At 60.2% G+C, this 24,819-nt stretch carries 21 protein-coding genes; 10 read left to right on the forward strand and 11 right to left on the reverse strand.

Going from position 1 to position 24,819, the window contains the following annotated elements:
* Positions 1-316 precede the first annotated feature (316 nt).
* The 3 genes from AC0QKW_RS13575 to AC0QKW_RS13585 all read right to left on the reverse strand — a co-directional run bounded on the left by AC0QKW_RS13575 (position 317) and on the right by AC0QKW_RS13585 (position 3,655).
* On the reverse strand, positions 317-736 hold the full coding sequence (locus AC0QKW_RS13575; protein WP_473151610.1) for a hypothetical protein: 420 nt from the start codon (positions 734-736) through the stop codon (positions 317-319).
* A gap of 117 nt (positions 737-853) precedes the next feature.
* A complete protein-coding gene (locus AC0QKW_RS13580) occupies positions 854-2,587 on the reverse strand; it encodes a CapA family protein (protein WP_473151611.1) in 1,734 nt (577 codons plus the stop codon).
* A 171-nt stretch (positions 2,588-2,758) separates the two neighbouring features.
* Positions 2,759-3,655 carry an ROK family protein gene (locus AC0QKW_RS13585; RefSeq protein ID WP_473151612.1) on the reverse strand — a complete coding sequence of 299 codons (897 nt, stop codon included), beginning with the start codon at positions 3,653-3,655 and terminating at the stop codon, positions 2,759-2,761.
* Between the two features lie 204 nt (positions 3,656-3,859).
* Between AC0QKW_RS13585 and leuD the strand changes: the two genes are divergently transcribed.
* Positions 3,860-4,447, forward strand: a complete 588-nt coding sequence (gene leuD / locus AC0QKW_RS13590) for a 3-isopropylmalate dehydratase small subunit (protein WP_473151613.1) — start codon at positions 3,860-3,862, stop codon at positions 4,445-4,447.
* 101 nt (positions 4,448-4,548) lie between these two features.
* A complete protein-coding gene (locus tag AC0QKW_RS13595) occupies positions 4,549-6,162 on the forward strand; it encodes a hypothetical protein (RefSeq protein WP_473151614.1) in 1,614 nt (537 codons plus the stop codon).
* Positions 6,163-6,165: 3 nt separating this feature from the next.
* Here AC0QKW_RS13595 and AC0QKW_RS13600 read toward each other — a convergent pair whose 3' ends face one another.
* From AC0QKW_RS13600 to rpaB, 3 genes are read right to left on the reverse strand one after another with little or no spacing between them, the layout of a single operon-like run.
* Positions 6,166-7,152 carry a beta-ketoacyl-ACP synthase III gene (locus tag AC0QKW_RS13600; RefSeq protein ID WP_473151654.1) on the reverse strand — a complete coding sequence of 329 codons (987 nt, stop codon included), beginning with the start codon at positions 7,150-7,152 and terminating at the stop codon, positions 6,166-6,168.
* A 15-nt stretch (positions 7,153-7,167) separates the two neighbouring features.
* Complete coding sequence (plsX, locus tag AC0QKW_RS13605) at positions 7,168-8,202, reverse strand: phosphate acyltransferase PlsX (RefSeq protein WP_473151615.1); 1,035 nt, start codon at positions 8,200-8,202, stop codon at positions 7,168-7,170.
* Between the two features lie 51 nt (positions 8,203-8,253).
* A complete protein-coding gene (rpaB, locus tag AC0QKW_RS13610; RefSeq protein ID WP_323349235.1) occupies positions 8,254-8,982 on the reverse strand; it encodes a response regulator transcription factor RpaB in 729 nt (242 codons plus the stop codon).
* A 486-nt stretch (positions 8,983-9,468) separates the two neighbouring features.
* On the opposite strand from rpaB, the gene radA reads away from it, so the two are divergent.
* A complete protein-coding gene (gene radA / locus AC0QKW_RS13615) occupies positions 9,469-10,995 on the forward strand; it encodes a DNA repair protein RadA (RefSeq protein ID WP_473151616.1) in 1,527 nt (508 codons plus the stop codon).
* A gap of 37 nt (positions 10,996-11,032) precedes the next feature.
* Positions 11,033-11,305, forward strand: a complete 273-nt coding sequence (gene grxC, locus AC0QKW_RS13620) for a glutaredoxin 3 (RefSeq protein WP_473151617.1) — start codon at positions 11,033-11,035, stop codon at positions 11,303-11,305.
* Positions 11,306-11,405: 100 nt separating this feature from the next.
* On the opposite strand, the gene AC0QKW_RS13625 is transcribed toward grxC, so the two are convergent.
* Together AC0QKW_RS13625 and hpf are read right to left on the reverse strand one after the other, a co-directional pair.
* Complete coding sequence (locus AC0QKW_RS13625; protein ID WP_473151618.1) at positions 11,406-11,975, reverse strand: Uma2 family endonuclease; 570 nt, start codon at positions 11,973-11,975, stop codon at positions 11,406-11,408.
* 202 nt (positions 11,976-12,177) lie between these two features.
* The gene (gene hpf, locus AC0QKW_RS13630) at positions 12,178-12,831 is read right to left on the reverse strand and encodes a ribosome hibernation-promoting factor, HPF/YfiA family (protein WP_473151619.1); all 654 of its coding nucleotides are present in this window, start codon (positions 12,829-12,831) and stop codon (positions 12,178-12,180) included.
* 178 nt (positions 12,832-13,009) lie between these two features.
* Between hpf and lipB the strand changes: the two genes are divergently transcribed.
* Positions 13,010-13,669, forward strand: a complete 660-nt coding sequence (lipB, locus tag AC0QKW_RS13635) for a lipoyl(octanoyl) transferase LipB (RefSeq protein ID WP_473151655.1) — start codon at positions 13,010-13,012, stop codon at positions 13,667-13,669.
* On the opposite strand, the gene AC0QKW_RS13640 is transcribed toward lipB, so the two are convergent.
* Positions 13,638-14,240 (reverse strand): DciA family protein, encoded by a 603-nt coding sequence (locus tag AC0QKW_RS13640; RefSeq protein ID WP_473151620.1) that lies wholly within the window; start codon positions 14,238-14,240, stop codon positions 13,638-13,640. The two genes, lipB and AC0QKW_RS13640, sit on opposite strands and share 32 nt — an antisense overlap.
* A 286-nt stretch (positions 14,241-14,526) precedes the next feature.
* Here AC0QKW_RS13640 and AC0QKW_RS13645 point away from each other — a divergent pair, with 286 nt between their 5' ends.
* Together AC0QKW_RS13645 and AC0QKW_RS13650 are read left to right on the forward strand one after the other, a co-directional pair.
* Positions 14,527-16,131, forward strand: a complete 1,605-nt coding sequence (locus tag AC0QKW_RS13645) for a metallophosphoesterase family protein (RefSeq protein WP_473151621.1) — start codon at positions 14,527-14,529, stop codon at positions 16,129-16,131.
* Positions 16,132-16,253: 122 nt separating this feature from the next.
* A complete protein-coding gene (locus tag AC0QKW_RS13650) occupies positions 16,254-16,838 on the forward strand; it encodes a DUF924 family protein (protein WP_473151622.1) in 585 nt (194 codons plus the stop codon).
* 47 nt (positions 16,839-16,885) lie between these two features.
* On the opposite strand, the gene AC0QKW_RS13655 is transcribed toward AC0QKW_RS13650, so the two are convergent.
* Positions 16,886-17,641 carry a DUF3153 domain-containing protein gene (locus AC0QKW_RS13655; protein ID WP_473151623.1) on the reverse strand — a complete coding sequence of 252 codons (756 nt, stop codon included), beginning with the start codon at positions 17,639-17,641 and terminating at the stop codon, positions 16,886-16,888.
* A 127-nt stretch (positions 17,642-17,768) separates the two neighbouring features.
* Between AC0QKW_RS13655 and AC0QKW_RS13660 the strand changes: the two genes are divergently transcribed.
* The gene (locus tag AC0QKW_RS13660) at positions 17,769-20,570 is read left to right on the forward strand and encodes a cation-translocating P-type ATPase (protein WP_473151624.1); all 2,802 of its coding nucleotides are present in this window, start codon (positions 17,769-17,771) and stop codon (positions 20,568-20,570) included.
* Between the two features lie 30 nt (positions 20,571-20,600).
* Here AC0QKW_RS13660 and AC0QKW_RS13665 read toward each other — a convergent pair whose 3' ends face one another.
* Complete coding sequence (locus AC0QKW_RS13665) at positions 20,601-22,118, reverse strand: DNA recombination protein RmuC (protein ID WP_473151625.1); 1,518 nt, start codon at positions 22,116-22,118, stop codon at positions 20,601-20,603.
* Between the two features lie 199 nt (positions 22,119-22,317).
* Between AC0QKW_RS13665 and AC0QKW_RS13670 the strand changes: the two genes are divergently transcribed.
* Positions 22,318-23,568 (forward strand): hypothetical protein, encoded by a 1,251-nt coding sequence (locus AC0QKW_RS13670; RefSeq protein ID WP_473151626.1) that lies wholly within the window; start codon positions 22,318-22,320, stop codon positions 23,566-23,568.
* Positions 23,569-23,829: 261 nt separating this feature from the next.
* Entirely contained in the window at positions 23,830-24,801 is a 972-nt protein-coding gene (locus tag AC0QKW_RS13675) for an arsenic resistance protein (RefSeq protein ID WP_473151627.1), read from the forward strand.
* Positions 24,802-24,819 lie beyond the last annotated feature (18 nt).

Genomic DNA, 24,819 nt, shown 5'->3' on the forward strand with positions numbered 1-24,819 from the left:
AATGCGCCGTAACTCCCAATTCCACGATATCGAATCAGCCCAAGCAAGCGCCCTACACACCAGAAGGAAGCACCAATTCTTAACGATTCCCGCAGGGCAAGCGGTCTCGTCGAGCATCTGATCTCAGCTATAGCCACAGACGGCAGGGAAATGCTTGAACGGCAGGTCGGTTTCAATTGCAGCCTCTTGGCAGGCTGGCTGATATAGCTCCTCCAACCAGTCCTGGATCAAGCCTCTCCGCCGCTATTCCTCTGCCCTTGCCTCTACCCAGGGCGCAATATCGTACTCAGCGGGTGCACCGCTACAGATAACGCCACTATTGCAGCAAAACTCGGCCATCGGCTTCGATGATGACGCTGCGGTTGCTGGGTTCGCTAGGGGCGCTAAACACCTCCACCCGCAGGGTATTGGGGGCGGGGCGATGGAGTCGGGCGCGCACGGGCAGCCGCTCCTGAGACCAGAAAAAGAATGATGGGTTGGGCTGGGCTGTCCAGCCGATCTGCATTTCTACGGTGTTGCCGGTGTAGAGCAACCGGGGGCCGAGCATTGGGGGCTGCTCTAGGCTGAGGGGGCGGCTGCCGACATTGACTACCTGCACGGTGATGCGATCGCCCGGCGTAAACTGAATTTGACCTGACCCGCAGTTAGCGGTGCAGGGGGCCGCCAGGGCAGTAGGGATGGCCCATAGCCAGGCCGCCAGAGCCAGCAAACATCCGACCGGCAGTAGTTTTGCCACAGAGACTTTCCTCTCACAACAGATCTTTTGTAGCCGCTGGGGGAGTGCCTGAGGCGATGTCTACACATCTTGTAGGAAATATTTTTGGGGAATGCCGGGGGTCTAGAGAACTTAGCCCTACCGGGGCGAGACATACCCCATGTCGTCGATCTCTAGAGCTGTCTCAGGAAAGTCTTGCCGGGTCAACCGGCGCACCAGCACTACCCCACCAAAGTGGTCATCGCGGTAGGGCACGCCGTTTTTGTCTAGGGCCACCGGAATGATGCGCCCGCCCACAAAGTTGCCCTGGGCGTCGAGGTCGGTCTGTAAAATCAGCGAGGTGCCCAGGGGACCAACCGTAGAAAGGCTGCGATAGCCGACGAAGTTGCCCAGCGAATAGGCAATCAGCTTGTTGTTGTAAAGCTCTAGGGCGCGGGGCACGTGGGGGCCGTGGCCCAGCACCAGGTCGGCCCCGTGGTCGATAACGCTGCGCGAAAACTGCACCACGTTGCCGCGATTTTCTGAGAAGAAATACTCGGTCTGGTCGCGGGTGGCGGTGGCGTCGGTGCCCTCTTTGCCCGCGTGGAACGAGACGACAACGATGTCGGCCTGAGACTGGGCGGTCTGCACCAGGGCGATCGCATGGTCGATATCCTGCACCCGGTTGTGCTCGGCGTAGGTGCTAAAGCCAATAAAGGCCACCGTCAGCCCCCGCGACTCTACATACAAAATCTCGTCGCGACGGCCCACCGCCCGCATGCCCGCCTCTTCGATATGGCGAATGGTGTCGTCAAAGCCCTGCTGAAAGAAATCCATGGAGTGGTTGTTAGCCACGCTCAAGACGTCAAAGCCTGCTTCCTTGAGCACGCTGGCGTACCAGGGCGGGGTGCGAAAGGCAAAGGTATTGCCCCGGCGGGTGTCTTTGGCGCTGCGGGGCACCTCGGTGAGGGTGCTCTCAAAATTGCCAAAGGTGAGGTCGGCATCGCCCAGGTGATACTGAATGCTGCCAAACAAGTACTGCCAGTCGTCGGGCAGACGGTAGCGCTGATAGTCGCTGCCGGGAATGATATCCCCCACCGCCTTGATGGTGAGGGCAATGGGGGCGATCGCAGCAGTATCCGCCCTCTCCGCCGCCGCCGCCAAAGGTGGTGAGGCGACGGCAGCTGACTGGGCCGGAAGGGGCAGAGAGGCTGGGGCAGAGGGTTCTACAAGCGTACTGGGCCGCTGGCTGTAGTGCCACTGGGCCATCCCCGCCGCCAGCCCAAACCCCAGCGTAGCGATCGCCGGTAGTGCCAGCCAGCGCAGCAAAGCAGTTCGCCTAGAGACATTCCGGCGAGGATGCTCTAGGCCCGCGACCTCTGCCCTCATCCCCTTCTCCCTTCTTCCCCAGGGAGAAGGGGAGCCAGACTCAGACCCCCTCTCGGAGAGGCGCAGGGGTGAGGGCTGTCGCGAAGATGGCCAATGGCGGGAGGAATCCCCTGAATCAGCACTTGCCTCCCCCTGGGATCGATCCCACCCCATGGTCGGGGAAATAGGTTCTACCCCTGGGTGAGGGGCAATCATAAGACTCACCGATCGCTGCCAGCGGTCGATCAGCCGCTGCTCGGTGCCGTCGAGTAGAGTCAGATGCTCGATATCTGACAACTTCAGCGTCTGAATAACTCGAACGATCGCCTGCAAGTCTTGCTCTGGCAGGGGCAGCTGAGGGGCGGTGAGAAAAACATAGAGGGTGCGATCGCGGCGAGATACCTCCACTTTCACTGGCGGCTGGCGCTGGTCGGCCCTGAGCTGGGCGGCAATCACCTGGGCGATTGCCGCCATCTGCCCGGCCTGAGCCTGTTTCCAAATCTCCTGGGTGGGCAGGTCAGTCAACGTCAACTACCGCCAAACGACTTACTGGGTGACTTAGGACAAATCTGACAGAGAAAATACCCAAAGATTTTGCGTCTTCCCGAGGGCGCAGGCCCTGCGCCCCTACAGGGGGTATCTTCTTGCCTAGAAATCTCCTTACTAGGCGCTGCCATGCCAAATCATACCGCCAGGTCAGCCAAAGCGTTGCAGCGCCAGGCGGGCAGCCCCGACCATACCCGCCTGGTTGCCTAGCTCGGCTACCAACAGCTGCATGCCTTCGCGGGAGCTGGGCAGCACCCGGGTCTCTAGCTCCGCCAGGGTGGTGGGCAAAAATAGATCCGCGGCGGCGCTGATGCCGCCGCCCACAATCACCGCCTCGGGGGTGAGCACATAGACCAGACTAGCTATGCCTGCGCCCAGCCATTGGCCGTAGGTCTGCCAAAAGGCGATCGCCCCTTCGTCCCCCGCCTTTGCCTTGGCGTAGAGGTCTGCCGGGGTCAGCCCCGTCTCCCGCGCGATCGCCTGCACCGAGCAGTACTGCTCTAGAGAACCCCGGTTGCCGCTGTTGCAGGGTGGCCCCTCAGGGTTGAGGGTGATCAACCCCAGCTCTCCAGCGGTGCCGGTGCGGCCTACAAACAACCTGCCGTCGAGAATAATCGCTCCCCCCACGCCAGTACCCAGCGTCAGGGTCAGCACGTCTTGAAAAGGGCGACCGGCCCCCAGCCAGGCCTCGCCCAAACCGGCGCAGTTGGCGTCGTTGGCCACGGTGACGGGGCGACCGGTTTGGGCTTCGAGCCAGTCGGCGATGGGCACGTCGTGCCAGCCAGCCAGGTTGATCGCCACCCTGGCTACCCGCCCCGCCGCATCGGCAGGGCCAGGGGTGCCCACGCCAATGGCCATGGCTTCGCGATCGGGGTCGAGGGTGGCGATCGCGGCGGAGATCGCCGCTATCACGGCCTCGGGGGTCGAGGGCTGAGGGGTCGGCACGGTTAGATCCGCCAGACATTCACCCGCCTGGGTAAAGCGCCCCAGCTTGATCGCAGACCCGCCCAAATCGACGCCGATGACCTGTTGATCTGCTGCTTTCATTGCTCTCCTGGCCGTCTAGGGGGTATGCCGGGGTTATTGTCTCAGATTACTGAGGGTTTAAGGCAGTGGCGATGGCGGCTTCACACATCTCCAATTAACGTTAATGCCACGTCTGCCTCAGCGGCATCAAGGCGCTACTATGATTAAGCTATTCAGCAACCCGTTGGTAAGAGGCTAGAGGCCTCAAGGTAAGGAGCGATCGCAGTGGCGCAGATACAACAGATCACCGGCACCGGCATTCCCCTTCAGGGAAACGACATTGACACCGATCGCATCATTCCGGCTCGGTTTCTCAAATGCGTCACCTTTGATGGGCTGGGCGACCAGGTGTTTGCCGACGATCGCGGTGCCCTCAATGGCGATCACCCCTTTGACCAGCCCCAGTACGAAAGCGCCAGCATTTTGGCCGTCAACCGCAACTTTGGCTGTGGCTCATCGCGGGAGCACGCCCCCCAGGCGATCGCCCGCTGGGGGGTTAAAGCGGTGCTGGGCGAAAGCTTCGCCGAAATTTTCTTTGGCAACTGTGTGGCGATCGGCATCCCCTGCCTGACGGCCAGTGCCGATGTGGTTACCCGGGTGCAAGCCTTTCTAGAGGCCAACCCCACGACCCCTATCACCCTCGACCTTGCCGCCCAGACGGTGACCTTTGGCAGCGCCTCTGAGCCAGTCTCTATGCCCGAGGGGGTGCGCCAGGCCTTTCTCGCTGGCACCTGGGATGCCAGCGGCCAGCTGGTCGCCAATGCCGACACCATTCGCGCTACGGCGGCCAAACTCCCCTACGTCGCCTGGTAAGCCAAAGTTGTCCTCCTTCCCATACTTTTGCAACACCCTGTGGCTTTCGCCTAAAAAATAGGCACTCTCTAGGGAGATCTCTCAATTTCCCCGTCGCTGCTATGGTTTCATCCGCTGTGCGATCGCTGACCCCCTGGTTGCAGGCAGAGGCCATTGGCCTACCGGGCGCAACAGCTTCTACCCTGAGCAATGCCGTCTGTCGCATGGTGCCCTTGGCCATTGAGCGCGATCCGCTGGGGCAGGTGCCGGCGATCGCATCTGCCCTAGAGCAACTGGTGGTGCAGACCATGGTGCTGCGATCGCCCACTGGCGGCTGGCCCACCGACCTACCCCAGACCGCCGAAAACCTGGCCCTCTACCTCAGCGAAGAGACCACCGAGCTGCTAGAAACCCTAGACACCGCAGCAGCTACCCCAACCCTCGCCAGCACCATTTTCCCTGTCCCAGCCCTGGTGCCCCACCTGCTGTGGATGCTGGCCAGCAGCAGCTACGAAATCATGCGCCTGATCGAAGGAGTCCAGGCCCGCGTCTACAGCCCCGATACCCAGGGAGTCATGCACATTATGCGGCTGGTGCCAGTGCTGGTGCTCGCCGTCGACGAAACCAGCTACGCCCTCGACTTGGTCACCCAAACCGACCCGGTGCCACCTCTCTACCTGGCCGAGACCACCGAAATTAGCCTGTTAGAAAACGATCTCGATAGCCAACCCATGCTCTGCGGCGACTTGCTCCGGCAGATCATTAGTCTGGTTGGCCACACTCAGCCAGGCCTAGTCGCGCTGCTGGCAGACGGCTATGCGGTAGAGACCCTACGCCCCTTTCAGCCCTGGCAACCCGCCACTCTGCACCTGCATTTGCACCTGGCCAAAATGGCAACTCCAGGGCCGGTTCAGCCCTACGCAAGCGACTCTGACCGCGATCCTGAGGCGATGCCCAGCGCTCTCTATCTACCACCCGGCTCTGGGCAGCAGGCCGCCCCCGCCACGGGCTTCACCCTAGATGACTTTGCCAGCACCGTCGAAGGCACCGATGATGCTACCGCTGGGGTCTTGGGTGACTGGCTTACCTTCACCGACGAAAGCTGGATTCAAGCCTTTCTCACCGCCTGTGCTCAGCGCATGGTGACCCAGCACCTGCCCCAGCTGCTGCCCGATACCCCCTGGGAGCAGCGGGAAGCGCTCTGTAACCTCGTTACCTACGCCGCCACTGACCTGGTACAGGGGGCCAATGGTCTGTTTAAGCACACCTTTGTCCACGAGCCGGTGCTGGTGGCCGATGTGTGGCCCCGGCTGCGCTGGTACCTGGCCCAAAGCTCAGAACGAGTCATGCAGCTGATGGGCGGCGTCTTGGCCCAGGTGCTACCCCCCGGCCTCAGCTGGCAGCAGGGCAGCCTGCATCTCCGACCGCTCCTACATCTCGTCACCTCCAGCCACAGCTGGATCGTTGATCTTAGCCGGGGGCGACTATTGCCCACCAGCCCTCAGGCTCTCGCCGCCACCGCCGCCGTAGATATCGCCGATGACCCCTGGCGATCGCCCCTGACGGTGGCTGAGCTGACGACTCTGATCGATGGCGATTTAGAAACCTACGCTCCGGCGATCGCTGCCCTGCGCCAGGGCACCACCATTAATCTACATCGGCTCGACAGTGGAGCCGGTTGCCAATCTGGACAGCTCACCCTCAGCTGGTGCTATACCCTCCAGACTAGCCTGTAAGGGCTAGCCCCCCCACTCAATGATGGCAGCCCCCCAGGTGAGGCCAGCCCCAAAGCCAGCGGTTGCAACTCTGTCTCCCGGCTGCACCCGCCCCGATCGCACCGCTTCATCGAGGGCAAGGGGGATCGAGGCCGCCGAGGTATTGCCGTGGCGGGCCATGTTGCTGACCACCCGCTCGGAGGACACCCCCAGGCGATCGGCCACGGCGTCGAGAATGCGCTGGTTGGCCTGGTGCAGCACCAGCCAGTCGATGTCGCTGGTTCCCAAATGGGCGCGAAACAGGGCTTTTTCGATCACCTCAGGTACGCGGCTGACGGCAAACTTATAGACCTCGCGTCCGTTCATGGTGATGGGGGCAAAACTGCCTTTTTGGACAGTAATATCGTCCACCAAGGGCGCTGATTCGGCTTGGTAGGCCAGATTTAGGCAGTGGTTGAGAGAGCCATCGCTGCACAGCTCAAAGCCGAGCAGGCGATCGCGCTCAGTAGCCCGCAGCACCACCGCCCCAGCGCCGTCGCCAAAGAGCACACAGGTGGTGCGATCGTCCCAGTCGGTCCAGCGCGAGAGCACGTCACCGCCAACCACCACCACGGTCTTAAACACTCCAGTGCGAATGTATTGCGCCGCCGTCACCAGGGCAAAGACAAACCCTGAGCAGGCCGCCGTCAGGTCAAAGGCCACAGCCCGAGTTGCCCCCAGGGCCGCCTGCACCCGACAGGCGCTGCCAAACAGGTCATCGGGGGTAGAAGTAGCCAGCAGAATTAGATCTACCTCATCGACACCTACCTGGGCCATATCCAAAGCGTTACGAGCGGCTTCGGTAGCCAGGGAAGTCAGGGAATCAGAGGGAGCGGCGACGCTCCGCTGGCGGATGCCAGTGCGAGTGGCGATCCATTCGTCGGAAGTATCGACGCGCTGGCTGAGGATGTCATTGCTGAGCTGTACGGTCAGGCAAGCTGAGCCACTGCCCACCACGGACACACCGGGCATAAACTGTTCCACGGGCTATTCTCCGTCTGCTGCGGGCATGGCAACCCGCTGGTACTGCGCCTGAATACGGTCTTGAACACGGTTGTCGACCGCCTCTTTGGCCAGGCGAATGGCGTTAAACACCGAGGGTGCCTGGGAGCTGCCGTGGCTGATCACCGTCACCCCGGCGACCCCCAGCAGCAGGCCACCGCCGTGCTCGGCATGGTCAACCCGCTGCTTAATGCGGCGCAGGTTGGGCTTGAGAATCGACGCGCCAATTTTGCCGCGCACGCCCTGGGGCAGCTCTTCGCGCAAAATTTGCAGCACCGACTCACCCACCGCCTCAGCAAATTTGAGCAGCACGTTGCCCACAAAACCGTCGCACACCACCACGTCAAACTGACCTGAGAGAATATCTCGCCCCTCGGCATTGCCCGCGAAAGGAATGTTGGGATTTTCTTCTAGAAGCTGGTGGGCTCTCAGCGCTGCGTCATTGCCCTTGCTGGGCTCTTCACCAATGTTGATCAACCCAACCCTGGGGTGCTCGACCCCCAGCACGTAGCGGGAGTAGATCGTGCCCATCATGGCAAACTGCTCTAGATACTTGGGGCGGCAATCTACGTTGGCCCCTACATCTAAAATCAGCACCGACTTATTGGCGACCACCGTGGGAAATACGGCCCCAATCGCCGGTCGGTCAATGCCCTTAAGCCGCCCCAGGCGGAGCAGTGCGGCCGCCATAGCCGCCCCTGAGTGGCCCGCCGACACCACTGCGTCGGCCTGATTGCGTTTGACCAAATCCATCGCCACGTTGATCGAGGCATGAGGCTTTCTGCGCAGAGCGCTCAGCGGTTCTTCGTGCATCTCGATGCTGCCCTCGGCGGGCACTAGCTCGATACCTGCCAGCTGGTCAGGGCTAGCCGTTGACGCCTTAATTTGATCAATATCGCCCACCAGGGCGACATCGACCTCTAGCTCGGCCTTGGCGCGAATGGCACCTGCAACAATCTCGCCGGGGGCAAAGTCTCCCCCCATAGCGTCAATGGCAATGCGTGCCCGGTTAAAGCCCATCGGTTACATCTGTTAAAAACCTGAGCAAATTCTAGCAGACTACCCCACCGACTATTCTTCGCCGGGTTCTACTATGCGCTGAAACAGGTAGCCAGTACCTCGGGCAGTGAGAATCAGCTCGGGGTTGCTGGGGTCGTCTTCGAGCTTGGCCCGCAGTCGGGAAATGTGGACATCGACCACGCGGGTATCGACGTGGCGCTCGGGGGTGTAGCCCCACACCTCTTGCAAAATTTCGGAGCGGGAGAAGGGCTCGCCCGAGCGGCTGACCAACAGCTCTAGCAGGCTAAACTCCATACCGGTGAGGCGAATGCGCTCGTCGCCCTTGTAGACCTGGCGCTTGTTGGTGTCGATACGAATGGTGTTGACCGAGATCACGCCGGAGCTGGGAATGCCGGTCATGCCGGTTTTGTCGACCCGGCGCAGCACCGAGCGAATGCGGGCTTCGAGCTCTTTGGGGGAGAAGGGCTTGACCACGTAGTCGTCGGCCCCTAGCTCTAGACCGGTGATGCGATCGGCCACGTCGCCCAGGGCGGTGAGCATGATGATGGGAATGTCAGACTCTTTGCGCAGCTCTTGGCAGACGCCGTAGCCGTCGAGCTTGGGCATCATCACATCCAGCACCACCAGGTCTGGATCGGTGTTGCGAAAGGTCTCTAGGGCTTCTTCGCCATCGGCAGCAGTGACGACGTCGTAGCCAATCATCGATAGGCGGGTTTCGAGAATGCGGCGAATGCTGGCCTCGTCGTCGACCACCAGAATTCTTTCTTTGTTGTTTTCCAAGGCTCTCAAGGCTCCCTACGTAACGTCATATTCTATAAACAATCGCAACGTTTAATAATTAACTTTTGAAAGCTAATTAGTCGATGTGGACTGCGACAGGGTGGGTGTAGCTGGGTCAGCCTCCTGAAACGTTGGGAAGACTAGGACTTACGACGCTTGCTTATCCTGTGTTTATTGATTCATGCGGCAAGCCTGGAACAGCTCTGCTTCAGGCTTTTTTAAGGTTTATTGCGGGCTAGCGCTGGAGTTTTAGAGTCACTAGTGGCTCAAGTATGGGGCTTGCCCCTGGCCAATCTCTATAGATCGGAGGAGTCAACCGATGGCGGCAGAGGAAAGTATTCATGCACCATAGAGTCTATTTTACTAGATCAGACATACTATAAACCCGGTTGCTTGGTTGGCTTGCAGCCAGTGCTGTAAACCAGAAACCGAAAAGCTGGGTTGATTGAGTTTCCCACACTGCCAGCCCCCCCCTGAGTAATAACCATGGCTAAATCGCGGTCAATTTTTGTCTGTAATGAGTGCGGGGCTGAGTCGCCCCAGTACTTTGGCCGCTGCCCCACCTGCAACAGCTGGAACTCGATGGTGGAGCAGGCTCAGCCGGTCAAAGACACCCATGCCAGAGCCGCCACGCTGGGGCGCAGCCGGGCCACCGCAACTAAGGCCAGTCAGCCCCGACTGGCCTTGACCCTAGAGCAGATTCAAGATCATCCCCAGGCGCGGCTGCCCTCGGGCTATGGCGAGCTAGACCGGGTGCTAGGGGGCGGCATTGTGCCGGGGTCGCTGGTGCTGCTGGGGGGCGATCCGGGGATTGGTAAGTCTACATTGCTGTTGCAGGTGGCGAATCAGCTAGCGGGGCGGCTACGGGTGTTGTATGTGTGTGCCGAGGAGTCGGGGCAGCAGGTGAAGCTGCGGTGGCAGCGGCTGGGGCCGGTGGGGGGTGAGGGAGTTGGGGGGGATGGCGTAGAGGGTCGGGAGAAGAAGGCTAAGGGGAAAAAGGGACGAGGGACGAGGGACGAGGGAAAAGCAGCGGCGGAGCTGGAAGAGTCTGAGGCCGCTGGGGTGGAGGCGGTGGATTCGCAGCTGTTTTTGCTGCCGGAGATTGATTTAGAGACCATTTTGATGGAGCTGGAGTCGCTAAAGCCGACGGTGGCGATTATCGATAGCATTCAGGCGTTGTACTATGCGGCGCTGACCTCGGCACCGGGGTCGGTGTCGCAGGTACGGGAATGTACGTCGGCGCTGATGCAGCTGGCGAAGCGGGCGAATATTTCGCTGTTTATCGTCGGGCACGTAACTAAGGAAGGGGCGATCGCAGGCCCAAAAGTTCTAGAGCACTTAGTCGATACGGTGCTGTACTTTGAGGGCGATCGCTTTGCCAGCCACCGCCTGCTGCGATCGGTCAAAAACCGCTTTGGAGCTACCCACGAGCTGGGGGTGTTTGAAATGGTCGATCGCGGCCTGGCAGAGATCAGCAACCCCTCGGCGCTGTTTTTGGGCAATCGCGATGAGCAGGTGCCGGGTATTGCCACCATCGTCGCCTGCGAGGGCACTCGGCCTCTGGTGGTGGAGCTGCAATCGCTGGTCAGCCCCACCAGCTACAGCTCGCCCCGGCGCTCGACCACGGGGGTAGAGTACAACCGGCTGCTACAAATTTTGGCGGTGCTGGAGAAGCGGGTGGGCATTCCCCTCTCAAAGCTGGATGCCTACGTCGCCTCGTCAGGGGGGCTGGCGGTGGGGGAACCGGCGGCGGATTTGGGGATTGCGATCTCGGTGGTGGCCAGCTTTCGCGATCGCCTGGTAGACCCCGAACTCGTCCTCATTGGCGAAGTGGGTTTAGGTGGCCAGGTGCGGCCTATTTCGCAGCTAGAGCTGCGGCTGAAGGAGGCGGCGAAGCTGGGCTTTAAGCGAGCGATCGTGCCCAAGGGGCAATCGGTCAAGGTAGACGGGCTAGAGATTGTGGAGGTGTCGCGGGTGGTGGATGCGATCGCCCATGCATTGAAGGGGAGTTAAAATCTGTAAAGAACCTTAAACGCATCGGAGACGTACCATGACCCCCACCGTCGAAATTTACACCTGGAGAAGCTGCCCCTTCTGCATTCGCGCCAAACGACTGCTCGATCAAAAGGGCATTGAGTACACCGAATACGCTATTGACGGCGATGAGGTAGCCCGCAGCGAGATGTCTAAGCGGGCCGATGGGCGGCGATCGCTGCCTCAGATCTTCATCAACGACCACCACGTCGGCGGCTGTGACGATCTGTTTGCCCTCGATGCCAAGGGCGGCGTCGAGCCTTTACTGGCTGCGGCTTCTGCAAATTAGACTGTTTCGCAAAAGCAACCCGGTGCCTACTTCAGGATTCACAGATAGTCTGTGCTTCCCAGAGCAGGCACTGGGTTTTTAATCGCTAGGTTTTGGCTCTCTATCCGCCGACCCGCAGCCAGCCAAAGATCTGCCCCACGGTCAGCGATAGCCCCTGGGCGAAATCGGGGACTGCCAGCAAATCGTCCGGTTCCTCTAGCGAAGCCAACGGTTGATCGGGATAGTAGACTTGCACCAGTTGCTCGTTAGGGTCGATCAGCCAGCCGAGCTGCGCCCCGTGGCGGAGGCTGTGCAAAATGTTGCTGGTCACCCGGGTAGACGACTGCTCGGGGCTGAGAATCTCAATCGCCCAGTCAGGAGAGGCACTAAAAGTATTGGCAATAGTGCCGTCGCTGTTGGTGGGCAGACGATCCCAGCGAAAGACTGCCACGTCTGGAATAATCGATCGCCCACCAAAGGTGCAGCGCAGTTCAGGAAAAGCCCATGCTAGATTTGCCGACTTAGTTACCGCATTGACCGCTGTGACAAGTTCGCCTTGGATAGTGCTGTGCTGGCCTTGGGGCATCGGTTTTTGCAGAATTTGGCCGTCGATGTATTCACAGGCGGGCTTGGTCTCTGGCTGTTGCAGAAACTCGTCTAGAGTCAAGGGTTTGGCCGGGGTCCGAACCATGGTGGGGAAAAATTGCTTGCTGCTATTGTAGGTCGTCGGTGGATTAATCTCATGGTGGACAGTGACCACCCTACAAGGCTCGGGGCGAGTCGTATAGAGCAAAGAAACCCGGTTTCTTTTAGGCCAAGCACAGTAGAACTAAGCTGGGCTAAAGAAACCGGGTTTTTGCGGTTACAGGATTCCTAACCTGGTAGGAGACAGGTTAGCTGTTGGCGCTAACTTCAGCGGGGTGGTGGGCTTTGTGGCCACTGCCGTTGAGCTGGCCGTTTTGATTGGGCTTGCGGGGTTGAATCAACCCATAGCCGCCGTGGTTGCGCTCGTAGGCCACGTTGATTTCGTCGGTTTCTACGTTGAGAAACACATAGAAGTCGTGGTCGACCAACTCTAGCTGCTCTAGGGCCTCGGCCACGGTCATGGGGGCCATGGCAAAGTATTTGCTACGCACCACTTCTTCTGGAAGCTGTGGCTCACTGTTGGTGAGTACGTGGGTGACGTCTGTGGCGGGGGCTTCGTTGAGGTAAGCCTCAGTGGTTTTGCCCAGGGTGCCCTGCATGCGAGTGTTGCGCTTTTCTTTGAATTTGCGCAGTTGGCGACTGATTTTGTCAGCCACTAAGTCGATACTGGCGTAGAGATTTTCGCTGCTCTCTTGAGCCCTAACAACGGCTCCATCTACAAATAGGGTGACCTCTGCGGACTGGCTGGCCTCGATTCTGGGGTTTTTGGCGACCGATAAGTGGACGTCAACCTCATTGGTCAGGTGTTTGAAGTGGCTCACCGCCTTGAGGATTTTTAGTTCTACATGCTCCCGAATCGCGTCTGTGATTTCGATATTTCTGCCGTGGATTACCAGCTTCATAAAGCGGACTCCTTGATACGTCGCCTCATGAGTTCACCCTAACACCTTGTATTCTGCGCAACAGCCTCCGTTAGAATCCTTTGCATGGGTTGATAATTCTTGATTGCAAAATTCTCGAAAGCCAGCTATTTGCGCTGATTTACGGTTGACAAAAATGGAGCTAAACCACCGGGGGGCAATGCTTTCCTGCGAAGTCTACAACCTCGGGCTGCGGCCCTTTGCCGAGGTTTGGGCTTGGCAAAAAGCGTTGGTACAGCGCCACGGCGATCGCCCCCAGCCCGATCGCCTGCTGCTGGTCGAGCACCCCGGTGTGTACACCCTGGGCCAGGGCTCAACATTAGATTTTCTTAAGCTACCGCCAGAAGACTTGCCCTACCCGCTGTTTCGCATTGAGCGGGGCGGCGAGGTCACCCACCACTGCCCCGGTCAGCTGGTGGGCTACCCGATTCTCAACCTCAGACAACACCAGTGCGACCTGCACTGGTATCTGCGCCAGCTCGAAGCGGTGCTGATGTTGACCCTGGGAAAGTTTGGGGTCAATGCCGATCGACAGGCGGGGTTGACGGGGGTGTGGGTGGGCGATCGCAAGCTAGCGGCGATCGGCATCAAGGTCAGTCGCTGGGTGACCATGCACGGCTTTGCGCTGAACGTGTGCCCCGATCTGGCGGGCTTTGAGGCGATCGTGCCCTGCGGTATTGCCGACAAGGCCGTCGGTAGCCTGGCTCACTATTGCCCTGAGGTGACGGTAGACGCCGTGCTTCCGGTGCTAGTGGAGAGTTTTGCTCAGGTATTTGGCGTTGAGCCGGTCATGCAGAATGCCGCCCCACCGGGCCTTTGAAGCCTTTCACCGCACAGATGCTGCACAGGCCCCAGCGCTGGAGCTCACCCCTGGGGCAGTGGCAGCGGCACTGGGGGCAGAGAGGCTGGTGAGCGGCGAGCTGCTGGGTCATGCCCGCCCAGCGTTCAAAACTCTCTGCGGCGGTTTCGGGTCGCTGCCGAATCTGAGGAATAGCCCGAGGCTCAAAGCAGGGGTGCTGCCGTAGCCATTCGGGGAGTGCTTCCAGGGATGGAGCAGATAAAGCTGCGTTCTGGCCGGGCTGAGCTGATTTTTTTTGCCGATACCAGTCGCCGCTAGAAAATCGAATGTCGCTGAGGTGCAGCGAGAGGCGATCGTTGAGCTTGGCGAGAATGCGCAGCCGCTCTAGCGTGAGGGTCTGCGCCCACATGGGGTTGACCACGGCGACATGGAGCACGTCTTGATCGAGGCGCACGGGGGCGGCCTGGCGGGCTACCCCTTCTCCGACGACTGCCGCCCACTGGTTGAGCACAAGGCGAAACTGACCCCGGCTGCGCCACCGGGGCTGCTGCTCTAGCTGGTGAATGACGTTGTGGATCGAGTCTAGGGGCATCGGTGGGGCATTGCACTAAATCGGCTAAGTCTACGGACCCACGATTGTGAGGTGACTGTGGGCAAATAATTGGCCAGGGTGGGCAGTGCCCACCCTACAGCGACCATAGTCGCTGGGTTAACGCTGGTATCGTCTTGCCTGGCCATCTCCCAGTGACCGTGTTTTTTGCAAGATTAGGGGATGCTCTCTGTAGCTTAGCCCGGCCCCGCTAGATTGACCGGGCGGCGGCTCGGCATTTTGGGGAAACTCAGATTACCCTGAACTAGAGTGTTTTCGCCTCCCCACCATGGCTTCTATTCTTGACCCGCCCATTTTGACCAAAGTCGCCAAGATGAAGGAGCGTGTCCGCTGGCAGCACCCAGCCCTTCAGAAGCGCCAGATCGATCAGACTCGCCTGATTTTAGAAGATGGCCGCAGCGATGACCGGGCGTTTTCATTTTTGGTGATTGGCGACAGTGGGTCGGGGCCGCACCCCGATCATCATCCCCAGCGGCGCATTGCTGAGCAGATGCTGCCCCACCTGCAAGACTGCCGGTTTTTGCTGCATACGGGCGATGTGGTGTATCAGGTGGGCTCTAGCGAGCAGTACCCAGAGAATTTTATTCAGCCCTATCGGGAGTGGCTGGTGGGGGGCGATCGCCCCGATCGCATCCCCTTTGACGAAATGCTATTTCGGTTTCCGTTTTTGGCGGTGCCGGGCAACCACGACTACTACAACCTGCCCTGGCTTTACAGCATTTTGGTGCAGCTGACCCGTCCCCTGCGCCAGCTGCTGGGGCTCAACCTCAACCCCAATGTGGGCTGGCGGGGGTCGGGGGTGGGCGATGCCTATGCCCGCGCATTTTTAGACTATCTAAAAGCCTTGCCCGAAGATCAGGTGGCGACCCACCTCGATCGCCACTATGGCCCCGACCCGTCGACCGGGCATAGCCTGGGCCTGCGCTACCAGCCGGGGCAATTTACGCGGTTGCCCAACCGCTACTACACCTTTCGCTACGGCGGCATCGACTTTTTTGGCCTCGACAGCAGCACCTTTAACGACCCGGCTCTGTCGCCCCAGCGGGCCACCGGGCAGCACCAGCGGTTGATGGCTCAGCGGGAGGCCATTGTGCGCCAGCAGCAGCAGATCCGCGATGAGGCTCTGCACCTGCAACGCACTGACCCCCACGCTAAAGAGCGGCTAGACGATCTGCAAGCCAAGGTCGAGCAGCTTGAGGAGATGCTGCTGGATATTGAAAAGCAGGCCCATCCTGGCCCGACCACACTGGTCGATGCTGAGCAACTGCTGTGGCTCCGGGATGGGCTAATCGCCTCTTGGCAAGACCCGTCAGTGCGGGGGCGGATTCTCTTTTTTCACCACCCGCCCTACGTGACCGAGGCGACCAAGTGGGAGCAGGGGCAAACCCTGGCCATTCGCCAAAACCTGCGCTGGGTGCTCGATCAGGTGGCGGCGGCGGTACCCAAAATTGGGGGCGATTCTCGTTCCGAGAGGCCTCACCAACGCCCGCCGGTCAACCTGGTGCTCAACGGCCATGCCCACTGCTTTGAATACCTCAAAACCGAGGACACTGGCCATGCCGACAGCCACATGAACTGCGTGGTCTGCGGCGGTAGCGGCCTCAGCCTGCGGCGGCAGCGGCCCGAGGGCACCATGCTCTACGAGCCCCTGGGGGCCAATGCCGATGGCCAGACGGAGTTTAAGCTGGTGGCCAAGTCGCAGATGTTTGTCGGTCTAACGGGGCACAAGGTCGATCGCAAGCGGCCCTATTCTTTTGTGCGTATAGATGTCACGGGAGATGAGGCACCCGAGTTTATCTTGACCCCCTACGTTTCAGAGCGATCGCACCTGGACTGGCACGACTATGCGATGGCCCCCCTGGTGTTGAGATAGATGGCGGGCAGGCACCTAGGGACGGCAGGGCAGCTTAGGATTCATTGGTGGGATATGCCGATGGGATATGCCGATGGCGATACCCAGCAGTGTTGAAGTTGCAGTGAGTGGGGAATCTCTCTATGGATAGGGCCGAGGAGATTTTACGGTTTTGGTTTGATGACCCCGCCGACCCCCAAGGCGAGTATGGCCAACAGCGACAGGTTTGGTTTAAAAAAGACCCGGCCTTTGACGCTACGATTCGGCGGCGGTTCTTAGCTGACTACGAACGGGCGGTCAGCGGCGAGCTAGATGACTGGCGCCATGCTCCGCGATCGTGCCTGGCGCTGGTGCTACTGCTAGATCAGTTTCCACGCAATGTGTTTCGCGGCGATGTCCAGAGTTTTGCCAGCGATCGCGCGGCCCTCGCTACCGCCTACCACGCCCTCGATCAAAGCTATGACCAGCAGGTGCTGCCGGTGGAGCGGGTCTTCTTTTACCTGCCGCTAGAGCACAGCGAAAACCTAGCCGATCAAGATCGTTCGGTGGCCTTGGCGCGATCGCTCCAGGCAGCCCATCCTGGTTTTGAGTCGACCCTCGACTACGCCCTGCGCCACCGCGAGGTGATTCAGCAGTTTGGCCGCTTTCCCCACCGCAATGAGGTGCTGGGTCGGGCCACCACGGCGGCAGAAGCCGATTTTCTCCAGCAGCCCGGCTCTCGTTTTTGACCCCACCTCGAGTTCTAGAACCTTTAACCAACCACCTTTCCTCTGGCCTAGGGCTTGAGCAATCGATAGCGCAGCCCATAGCCTCCCAGCACCAGGGCGGCAATGCCCAGGGTGCCTAGGGCGATCGCATTGGGCAGCCAAAAGACCACGTCAATGCCCGTTGTTTTGCCAGGGGGCAGCATCCAGGTAGTGCCGCTGGCATCTTCGGCCACAGGGGGCGGCGTGTCGGCAGACATATCGGCTAGCCCCCAGGGCACTTGCAGGCGCAGGTGCAGATCGGCCCAGGGGGCGGCCTCGTCATTGGTAGGCAGATCGTGCAGATCGATGGTGTAGATCAGGTGAGTGCGGCTGGCTAGGCCCCAGTTGGTCTGGTCTACGACTAACTTAACCGGCACTGGCCCCCAACCGGGAATCTGGAGTCGGGATGGTTCATTCTCTGAATCGAGGGGGGCGACTGGGCTGCCCTCGACTGCCGGGGTGGTAAACACTTGCTGAAAGCGATCGACCAAATCTGCCGGGGTACTGAAAGGGATACTCAGGGTGGCCGTTTGGGAGCCTTGGCGGAGCTGGCCTCCCAGGGGGCGCGATCGCTCCTGGAGAGTTTCTAGCCAGGGTGCCAGGGTGGGCTGGGCCAGGGCTGCCCCCCGCTCACTGAGAGCCAGGGTCTGCCGAATCTCGCCGTGGGTGTGGTGGTCAAAGTGCAGGGTGAGGTCGTAGCGTACACAGCCACTCAGCAGCAGCGGCAGCACCACCAGGGGTAGCCAACTCGCCAGCCCTCGAAAGAACGCTCGTACAATGTCCATTAGTCGCGGCTCCCCAACAGCAGGTGGCAAAAACTCTACCCTGATCCAGTTCCGTAGCCCTGGCCAAAGCTATACCATTAAGGCGATAGTTTTAGACCCCATCCCCAACGGTAGCCGGTAGCGTTGCATGCATGATCTTTCTCCCGCTTCCCCCACAGCCTGGCATACGGTTGGCATAGACGAGGCGCTCAGCCAATTGGAGAGCAATGGTGAGACCGGTCTCACGGCCCAGGTCGCTCGGGAACGCCGTCAGCAGTATGGCCCTAACGAGCTAGAAGAAACCGGCGGTCGCCCAGCCTGGCGTATTTTGCTTGACCAGTTCAGCAACATTATGCTGCTGATGCTGATCGCCGTGGCGGTGGTGTCAGCGGTGATCGCCCTGCGCCAAGACGAATTTCCCAAGGATGCGATCGCGATTTTTGCCATTGTCATTCTCAACGGCGTGCTGGGCTATCTGCAAGAGAGCCGGGCCGAAAAAGCTCTGGCCGCCCTGAAGAAAATGGCGTCGCCTAGCGTGCGGGTGCAGCGCGATGATCGGCTGCAAGAAGTGCCCTCCCCAGACCTGGTACCTGGCGACATTATGCTGCTCGAAGCGGGCGACCAAGTAGCCGCCGATGGTCGCCTGCTAGAGGCCAGCAACCTACAGCTGCGCGAGTCGGCCCTGACCGGCGAGGCCCAGGGGGTCAACAAGCAGGCCACCCGCACCCTGGCCGCCGACACCACCCTGGCCGAACGCAAAAACCTGGTGTTTGCAGGCACCGAGGTGATCCAGGGTCGGGGCCGGGTGCTGGTGACCCACACCGGCATGAAAACCGAGCTGGGCCGCATTGCCGAGATGATTCAGGGGGTGGAGACCGAGGCCACCCCCCTGCAGCAGCGCATGAATCAGCTGGGCAATGTGCTGGTGGCCGGCTCGCTGACTCTAGTGGCGATCGTGGTGGTGAGCGGCGTCATCTTTGTCGGATGGGAAGCCTTTGAAGACCTGCTCCAGGTAGCTCTGAGCATGGCGGTGGCCGTGGTACCCGAGGGGTTGCCCGCCGTCATTACCGTCACCCTGGCCATTGGCACCCAGCGCATGGTGCGCCGCCACGCCCTAATTCGCCGCCTGCCTGCGGTAGAGACCCTGGGCTCAGTCACCACCATTTGTTCTGACAAAACCGGTACCCTGACCCAAAACAAAATGGTGGTGCAGCAGCTGCGCACCCTCTCGCAAACGCTGCAAATTACTGGCGAAGGCTACGCCCCTGAGGGCGATTTTTTGCACCAGGAGCAGGCCGTAGACCCTCGCCAGGTAGCCGATGTGGGGCTGCTGCTGCTGAATGGTCTGCTGTGTAATGACGCCGCCCTCCAAAAGGAAGCCGGTGACTGGGCGATCATGGGCGACCCCACCGAGGGTTCGCTGGTGGTGATGGCTGCCAAGAGTGGCCTCGATCGCCACCGGCTGAGCTACGACCTGAAGCGGGCAGTAGAGTTTCCCTTTTCTTCAGAGCGCAAGCGCATGAGCGTGGTGGTGGACGGGGTCGAGACCCTAGCCTCTGACCTGGCCCTGCCAGAAGCAGTCGCCCAAGCCCCCTACCTGCTGCTGGCCAAGGGGTCGCCAGAAATGCTGCTGGAGGGCTGCACCAGTGGTTTAACCGGGGCCGATCGGGTTTCTCTGACGGCTGAGCTGCGATCGCACATTCTGGCTGACAATGCTGAAATGGCCGCCCAGGGCCTGCGGGTGCTGGGCTTTGCCTACCGCCCCCTAGCCACCGTGCCCGCCGAGGGCGACCCCGACGCCGCCGAGCAAGACCTGGTGTGGCTGGGCCTAGTCGGCATGATCGATGCCCTGCGGCCCGAGGTGCGGGTGGCGGTGCAGCGCTGCCGCGCCGCTGGCATTCGCCCAATGATGATTACCGGCGACCACCAGCTCACCGCCATGGCGATCGCCCAGTCGCTCGGCATTGCCGCAGCCGATGCCAGATCCCTCAGCGGGGCCGACCTAGAGGCCATGAACCAGGCTGAGCTTGAGGCGGCGGTAAAAGAAGTTAGCATCTACGCTCGGGTCTCGCCCGAGCACAAGCTGCGCATTGTCAAAGCCCTACAAAAAGACCACCAGATCGTCGCCATGACCGGCGACGGCGTCAACGATGCCCCCGCCCTCAAGCAGGCCGATATTGGCATTGCCATGGGCATTACCGGCACCGACGTCAGCAAAGAAGCCAGCGATATGGTGCTGCTCGACGACAACTTCGCCACCATCGTCGCCGCCACCGAAGAGGGGCGGGTGGTCTACACCAACATTCGCCGGTTTGTGAAGTACATTCTCGGCTCTAACATTGGCGAACTGCTGACCATCGCCCTATCACCGCTGTTGCTGCCAATTCTCGATGTGCCCCTGACGCCGCTGCAAATTTTGTGGATGAACCTGGTCACCGATGGGTTCCCTGCCCTGGCCCTGGCGGTAGAGCCCGCCGAACCCGACGTCATGGATCGCCCGCCCCACGACCCCCAGGAGAGTATTTTTGCCCGAGGGTTGGGAGCCTACATGCTGCGTATCGGGGTAGTGTTTGCGATTATCTCAGTGACGCTGATGGTGTGGGCCTACCGCTATAGCCAGCAGTCAGGCGACCCCGACCGCTGGAAAACTATGGTGTTTACTACCCTCTGTCTGGCCCAGATGGGCCATGCGATCGCCGTGCGATCTAGCACCCGCCTGACCGTCGAGATGTCGCCCTGGTCAAACCCCTTTGTGCTGGCCTCGGTGACTCTTACCCTTGTACTTCAGCTGATGCTGATCTACGTCACCCCTCTGCGCGATTTCTTTGGTACCCATGTGCTCAGCTCCTTTGAGCTGCTGATCTGCTTTGGCTTTAGCACCCTGCTATTTGTCTGGGTCGAGGGCGAAAAAATCTACCGCCGCCTGCGGGGCAAGGTAGTTCGAGACTGATCGCCCTTGAGGTGAACACGACAGGCCCAGCTAAAGGTCGGCTGGTTCACCGTCGAGGCGGCGGGGCATGCGATCGCACCCCTCCAGCGTTTCAATGGCCTCGCCGCCAGCGGCCCCCAATTCTTTAAACTTGCGGGTGGTGACCAGCACTCGGCTCTCTAAGCAGCCCGCCGTCTGGTTAAAGGCCTTGACCGACGCATCGAGCCCCTTGCGCAGCTTGACCATATGGTTGGTGAGAATGGCCATGCGATCGTACAGCTCGCGGCCCAGGGCGCTGACCATCTGGGCATTTTCGGCCATTTTTTCGTGACGCCAGCCGTAGGCGATCGCCTTTAGCAGGGCAATCAGCGTCGTCGGCGTAGCGAGAATGACGCTCTGGCTGACGCCGTACTCGATCAGCTGGGGATCGTGCTCCAGCGCTGCACTGAAAAAGGTCTCGCCGGGCAAAAACAGCACCGCAAACTCTGGCGAATTGTCGAACTGATCCCAATAGGCTTTGGCCCCCAGCTGGGTGAGGTGGGTGCGCACCTGGCGGGCGTGGGCTTGCAGGCGATCGCGGCGGGTGGCCTCATCCAGGGCGTCTAACGACTCTAAATACCCTTGCAGCGGTGCTTTAGAATCGACGATGATCTGCCGCCCGTTGGGCAGCTTGATCACCATGTCGGGGCGCAGCCGCCCATTTTCACCCTCCACCGTGGGCTGCTCGACAAAGTCACAGTACTCCACCATTCCCGCCATCTCTACCACCCGGCGCAGCTGCATCTCGCCCCAGCGACCCCGCACCTGGGGGGCGCGCAGGGCTTTGACCAGGTTGGCGGTCTCGCCCTGGAGCTGGTTTTGGCTGAGAGCTAGCGATCGCACCTGCTCGGTAAGGCTGGCGTAGGCCGAAACGCGATCGCGCTCCAGGGCTTGCAGCTTGCCGTCCACCTTCTCCAGGGCATCTTTCAACGGGCTCACCAGCGAATCGATCGCCTGCTGCCGCAGATGTAGGCTGCCCTCTGCCTGGCTCTGAAAGTTAGAAAGAGTGGCCTGGGCCAGCTCTAAAAACGACTGGTTATTGCGCTGGAGGGCATCGGCAGACAGCGCCTGAAAGGTATGGGCCAGCCGCTGCTGAGCCTGGTCGAGCAGGGCGACTTTTTCTTGGGTAGCGGTGTGGGCGTGGGTGAGCTGAGTTTGCAGCTCGGCTAGCTTGGCCCGCAGTAGAGAATTTTCCTGCTGGGTGTGGGTGAGCATGGTGGTGCGATCGCCCACCATGCCCTCCAGCTCGCGCAGCCGACCAATCTGGGCCTCGGCAGTGGCGCGACGAGAGGCTTCTTCGCGCAGTTCGTGGCGGCTGTAGTCGAGCTGGCCCTGCATATCCCGCAGCGCCCCCCGCAATTCTTCAATCTGCTGGTCTTTGTGGTGCAATCGCTCGATCAGGCTGGCGCGATCGCCCACCATGTCTGCTTTGATCCGCTCCCGCACCGTTTGTAGGCGACTGACAAACAGCAGCGCTGTAATGCCTGCTCCTAGCAGCACACCCAACATCCCGATCAACCCAACAGCCATCGCCAACTCCTCACCTGGGTACAAGAATACTACTGGGTTTTGGCACAGGTGGCAGCGGCTCTGGCGTCAGCGGAAGAGCATTTGTTCCCCAAAACGCTTTGAATTAAGAATGTCTTTGCCTTTTCTCCAGATATCTGACGGTAAGGTTGGATTGTGATTTTTCACTTATTAAACAAAGAATTAAAAAACCAGGTAAAAAATGACACACTATCTGGCTTTGGCAAGGTTTTCGCTTTGGGGCAGCAGCCTACTGCCGCTGGCAATCATTAGCTCAGCAGTACAAGCGACACCGCTGCCTGCTCCTTTCAACTCTGCCGCTGACGCCAAAAACGAGGTGAGCAGCGAGGTAAGTGTTGACAACGCCTCGGCGGCTATTGCTCCGCTGCCGTCGAGTAGCATCGTAGACTCACTGCCCACGGCCATCGACCCAGCGATCGCCTCCGGTGGAGAAACACCTGATCTTTCTCCCTTCGCTGATCAGGTTGCCGAGGCGCTTGAAGCTCATTCAGGGAATAGTGCTGACATCCTCCAGAGGTCTACCGCCGCTGCGCTGGAGCCTGTGTTTGCCGCCACTACCCAGCCCAGTCCTGCGGCCCTAGAGATCGACAGTCAGCCCCTGGCCCAGGTGCGCACCGCTCCCAACGACAACGGGTGGGAATATGTGATCGAACCTTACTTGTTTTTGCCGTTCAGCATTCAGTCCACGGTGAATGTGGCTGGGGTAGAGCGATCTGCCTCGGTGGGGCTGGGGGATCTGTTTGACCTCGATCGCGTGCTGACGGCGGCCCTACGCTTTGAGGCCCGCAACCCCCAGTACGGCTTCTTTGGTGATCTCTCCTACGTCTATGCCCGCGAGGGTCGCGGCCTGACCAACTTTCCACTGCCCCAGGTGATCACCGACCCGCTGAGTCTGGTGTCTGGCGTGCCCTTGCCACCCGGCACCCCTGCCAGCGTCACCGCCACCGCCACCAGCCGCATGACTACCCTCGACCTGGGTGGTTTTTATCGGGTGGTCGATCAAACCCTGGGTGACAACGCTACCTATCCTCGGCTGCTGGTAGATCCTCTGGCGGGTCTGCGGCTAATTTTTCTCAGCGGCTCGATCGATTTTGCTGACATTGCGGTGGGGCCGGTGCCCCTGGGGGGGCGATCGCTGAGTCAGTCGGCCACCCTAGTGCAGCCCCTGCTGGGTGCCCAGGCCAGTCTAGAACTGTCGGAACGCTGGGCCGTGGGCCTGCGGGGCGACATAGGAGGCTTTGGCATCGGGGCAGACGAAAACCTGAGTTGGAATATTTTGCTGGGCACCCGCTACAGCTTCAATGAGACCCTGGCGCTACAGTTGGCCTATCGGTTGACTGAGTTTCGCTACCGCCAGGGCCAGGGCACCGACAGTTTTGGCTTAGCCCAGTCGCAGAATGGGCTCTGGGTGGGCCTCGACATCGGGCTGTGAGCGCGGGGAGGCAAGCACATCTGCCGCACCCTAAGGTGACCACAGATAGCCCACCTTAAGGGCATGACGGCAGCAGCCATACCCCCTCACATCGCTAGGGAGCCATAGACAGCAGTGTCGCCAGTGCGCGCTGGCAAATCGCGCTCGGGCTAGCTCTGCAAGCTGCACCGCATCTCGATAGGGCCTGGGCAAAAGAGCAGGTATCAACCAGAGGTAATGAGGATGATTTAACCTTTGGAAAGGGTAAAAGGCCGCAGCACCATGACCAAGCTCACCCTGGAACGCTATCAACTCTGGATCTACCTGGTTGCTTTGCTGACCAGGGGGCTTTGGGGTTGGCGCTATAGCGAGACGGCCAGTGGCCTAGAGGTGGGAGTGGCGATCGCCCTCGGGTTGCTGCTCTACAGCACCTTTTGCCAAGTGCCCCTCACTCACCTGCGCCGCGCCTTTGGCCACCGCCGGTTTATGGTGGCCCTCATCATCGGCAATTTTGTCATGGTGCCGCTGGTGGTGTGGGTCTTGGCAACCCTACTGCTCAGCGACCCCAAGCTGCAATTTGGCGTGTTTTTGGTGCTGCTGGTGCCCTGCACCGACTGGTTTTTGACCTTTACCTACCTGGGCGGCGGAAATTTGCCTCTAGCGATCGCCGCTACCCCCATCCTTCTTCTGCTCCAAAGCCTGCTGCTGCCGGTTTACCTGTGGCTCTTCACCGCTGGTTCTCTAGCTGCCGACATCGACCCCACCGCTTTTGCTGATGCCCTGGTAAAACTGATTTTGCTGCCCTTGGGGGCGGCACTGATCACAGAAAAATGGGCAGAATTGCACCCCATTGGAGAATGCTGGCTAAAATTTACAGCCTGGCTGCCTATCCCCATGCTGAGCTTGGTGTTACTCCTAATCGCTGCATCTCAGGTGAATGTGCTGCTGAGTCAGGCGATCGCCCCCTTGGTCAACGTCATCCTGATTTTTGGGGCATTTCTGATCATCAGTGGCTATCTGTCCCGCTGGCTGGGGCAACTGTTGGGTCTAGACACCGCCACTAACCGCACCCTGGCCTTTAGTCTGGGTACCCGCAACTCTTTTGTGGTGTTGCCCTTTGCCCTGGCTCTGCCCGACACTTGGTCGGTGGTGGTCACCATTGTGGTGATACAGCCCCTGGTGGAGTTGACAGGAATGATTGTCTACCTGTGGTGGGTGCCCCAGCGATTGCTGACCTCCTCACCACCCGCCTGACCTTGTACTCGCGTAAAT

The organism is Pseudanabaena sp. PCC 9330 (assembly GCF_055795045.1).

Coding starts and splice junctions, on each gene's coding strand:
- AC0QKW_RS13660 (WP_473151624.1), top strand. CDS start 17,769: ATGCATGATCTTTCTCCCGCTTCCCCCACAGCCTGGCATACGGTTGGC.
- plsX (WP_473151615.1), bottom strand. CDS start 8,202: ATGGGCTTTAACCGGGCACGCATTGCCATTGACGCTATGGGGGGAGAC.
- AC0QKW_RS13625 (WP_473151618.1), bottom strand. CDS start 11,975: ATGGTTCGGACCCCGGCCAAACCCTTGACTCTAGACGAGTTTCTGCAA.
- AC0QKW_RS13650 (WP_473151622.1), top strand. CDS start 16,254: ATGGATAGGGCCGAGGAGATTTTACGGTTTTGGTTTGATGACCCCGCC.
- radA (WP_473151616.1), top strand. CDS start 9,469: ATGGCTAAATCGCGGTCAATTTTTGTCTGTAATGAGTGCGGGGCTGAG.
- lipB (WP_473151655.1), top strand. CDS start 13,010: ATGCTTTCCTGCGAAGTCTACAACCTCGGGCTGCGGCCCTTTGCCGAG.
- AC0QKW_RS13640 (WP_473151620.1), bottom strand. CDS start 14,240: ATGCCCCTAGACTCGATCCACAACGTCATTCACCAGCTAGAGCAGCAG.
- grxC (WP_473151617.1), top strand. CDS start 11,033: ATGACCCCCACCGTCGAAATTTACACCTGGAGAAGCTGCCCCTTCTGC.
- AC0QKW_RS13645 (WP_473151621.1), top strand. CDS start 14,527: ATGGCTTCTATTCTTGACCCGCCCATTTTGACCAAAGTCGCCAAGATG.
- AC0QKW_RS13675 (WP_473151627.1), top strand. CDS start 23,830: ATGACCAAGCTCACCCTGGAACGCTATCAACTCTGGATCTACCTGGTT.
- hpf (WP_473151619.1), bottom strand. CDS start 12,831: ATGAAGCTGGTAATCCACGGCAGAAATATCGAAATCACAGACGCGATT.
- AC0QKW_RS13655 (WP_473151623.1), bottom strand. CDS start 17,641: ATGGACATTGTACGAGCGTTCTTTCGAGGGCTGGCGAGTTGGCTACCC.
- AC0QKW_RS13670 (WP_473151626.1), top strand. CDS start 22,318: ATGACACACTATCTGGCTTTGGCAAGGTTTTCGCTTTGGGGCAGCAGC.
- AC0QKW_RS13665 (WP_473151625.1), bottom strand. CDS start 22,118: ATGGCTGTTGGGTTGATCGGGATGTTGGGTGTGCTGCTAGGAGCAGGC.
- AC0QKW_RS13595 (WP_473151614.1), top strand. CDS start 4,549: ATGGTTTCATCCGCTGTGCGATCGCTGACCCCCTGGTTGCAGGCAGAG.
- AC0QKW_RS13600 (WP_473151654.1), bottom strand. CDS start 7,152: ATGCCCGGTGTGTCCGTGGTGGGCAGTGGCTCAGCTTGCCTGACCGTA.
- AC0QKW_RS13585 (WP_473151612.1), bottom strand. CDS start 3,655: ATGAAAGCAGCAGATCAACAGGTCATCGGCGTCGATTTGGGCGGGTCT.